The organism is Corallococcus sp. AB045 (assembly GCF_003668895.1).
GTDB lineage: Bacteria > Myxococcota > Myxococcia > Myxococcales > Myxococcaceae > Corallococcus > Corallococcus coralloides.
Map to the genome: position 1 here is coordinate 1 of NZ_RAWN01000399.1, position 2391 is coordinate 2391.

Annotated in this window: 2 protein-coding genes; both read left to right on the plus strand. The window is 67.9% G+C overall.

All coding sequences use genetic code 11. The annotated features are described in order from the left end of the window. Positions 1–1947 (plus strand): ATP-binding protein (locus tag D7Y21_RS41040; protein ID WP_199735606.1); only part of this gene is annotated, 1947 nt, incomplete at its 5' end. Between the two features lie 55 nt (positions 1948–2002). Further along, positions 2003–2391: hypothetical protein (locus D7Y21_RS41045; RefSeq protein ID WP_199735609.1), on the plus strand; the 389-nt coding region annotated here is incomplete at its 3' end.

Consider the following 2391-nt stretch of genomic DNA (forward strand, 5'->3'; position numbering starts at 1 on the left):
CGGGCCCCGGTTCCCCAGCCGCCGCCCGCGGAGCCGCCGCGCAACGAAGTCGTGCAGCCCCTGCCGGACAAGGCGAAGGGCGAAATCGACGCGGCGAAGGAGCGGGCGGAGGCACTCAAGGCCGACCCGGAGCTGGAGAACGCCGTGGGCTTCACCCACTTCGACACCAGCGCGAGCCACGACAACCTCGTCACCGTCCTGTCCACGAAGGAGGACCTGCACCGGCTGGCGTCGCAGACGCTGGTGCGCATCAAGTGCCGCGAGGACGACAAGGCCTACCTGGGTGTCGTCGTCCAGGGCCCCTTCGCGGAGCCGAACGCCGTTCCCGCGAACTCCACCATGGCCATTGGCGTGGTGACCCACGGCAAGAAGCTCACGTACACCTTCGAGTACCACGGCCGCGCGGAGGTGGAGATCCTCGGGGAGGAGGTCGCGGGCGTGCTCAAGCCGCACCGCTTCCGTCCCAGGCCGCAGAGCCCCGTCTTCGTGCTCGACGAGGAGGAGAGCGCGAAGGTGCTGGGTGTCAGCGGAGAGATGAGCATTGGCTCGGTGGTGGGCTACGAGCGGATGGAGGCGCGCATCAACGCCCGCGACAAGTCCGTGCTGCCCCGGCACACCGGCATCATCGGGACGACGGGCGGCGGCAAGTCCACCACGGTGGCCACGCTCATCCACCGCGCGCAGAGCTCGGGCATCGCCACCATCGTCTTCGACGTGGAAGGCGAATACACGCACGTGGACCGGCCCACGGACCACCACGCCATGGTGGAGACCCTCAAGCGCCGCGGCCAGAAGCCCGAGGGCGTGAAGGACCTGCACATCCATCACCTGGTCGGCCGCGAGAGCCGCAACCCGCGCCACAAGAACAAGCACGCCTTCTCGTTGAACTTCTCCAGCCTGTCGCCCTACGCGCTGGCGGAGATCCTCGACATGTCGGAGGCGCAGCAGGAGCGCTTCCTCAAGGCGTACGACGTCACGAAGCTGCTGCTGGAGGACTTCGAGGTCTATCCCGTGACGGAGGAGGAACGGCGCGACGCGCTGGAGGTGGACGAGCTGTCCACGGGCTACCCGAAGATGACCATCCAGCACCTGCTGGACGTCGTGAACGCCTACCTCTACAGCATGAGCGACGAGGGCAGAGCGGAAGGAAGGGCCCGCCCCCGCCGCGCGGCGCGAGCGCGAGGAACGGTCGCCGAGGAGATCGAGGTGCTGGAGGAGGACGAGGGGCCTCCGGCCAACTCGCTGACGCTCTACAGCGTCTTCAAGAACGACCCCGGCAAGGTGATGCGGCGGGTGATGGCGCAGAGCAGCCGCAACGTCATCAGCTGGAAGGCACTGGCCAGCAAGATCCAGCGGCTGCGCAGGCTGAACATCTTCGACATGGGCACCACGGAGGGCGTGAAGTACGACACCATGCTCTCGCCAGGGCGGGTGTCCGTCATCGACCTGTCCGACACGGAATCCCCCCAGCTCAACAACCTGGTCATCGCGGACATCCTGCGAGGCATCCAGGAGCGGCAGGAGGCCAGCTACGAGAAGGCCCACCGCGAGGGCAAGGACATCACCCCGGTCCTCATCATCATCGAGGAGGCCCACGAGTTCCTGTCCGCCAGCCGCATCGCGCAGATGAAGACCCTCTTCGAACAGGTCGCTCGTATTGCCAAGCGGGGCCGCAAGCGGTGGCTGGGACTCGTCTTCGTCACGCAACTGCCCCAACACCTGCCTTCCGAAGTGCTGGCCCTGCTCAACAACTTCATCATCCACAAGATCACGGACGGGGCCGTCATCAACCAGCTGAAGAAGAGCGTGGGCAGCATCGACGAGAGCCTGTGGAGCCGTGTGTCGCGGCTCGCTCCAGGCCAGGCGCTGATGTCGTTCAGCCACTTCACCCGCCCCCTGATGGTGGCCGTGGACCCCGCGCCCGTGAAGCGGCTGCTCGTCGACTAGGCTTGACCCAAAGTCCAGGAACCCCGGGAGGCAGGAGCGATATAGAGCCGGCCACATGCTCGGCTCCGCGCTCCTCGCCTCCGTCATCATCGCCCAGGCTCCCGCGTCCCCGGCCTCACGTGCCGCGGAAGAACTGGGCCTGGGCCCTGTCCTCGACTCGGTCGTCCATCAGGGCGTGACCTACGTCGCGCTCGGCCGGGGCGGCATCGCCGTGCTCAAGCTGGATGGCACCGCGCCCCAGCTCGTGCGGCGCATCGAAGAGGGCCGGCGCTTCGTGCGGCTCGTCGTCGTGGGCCAGTCGCTCCTCGCCATCGAGCAGCGCGAGGAGGCCCATGCGTTCTCGCTCGCCACGCCGGAGCAGCCCCAGCCAGACTCGCTGGCCTCCGCGCTGGGCGCGGCGCGCGACCTCACCGTCGTCACCCAGGCGCCACCTCCGCCCCAGGC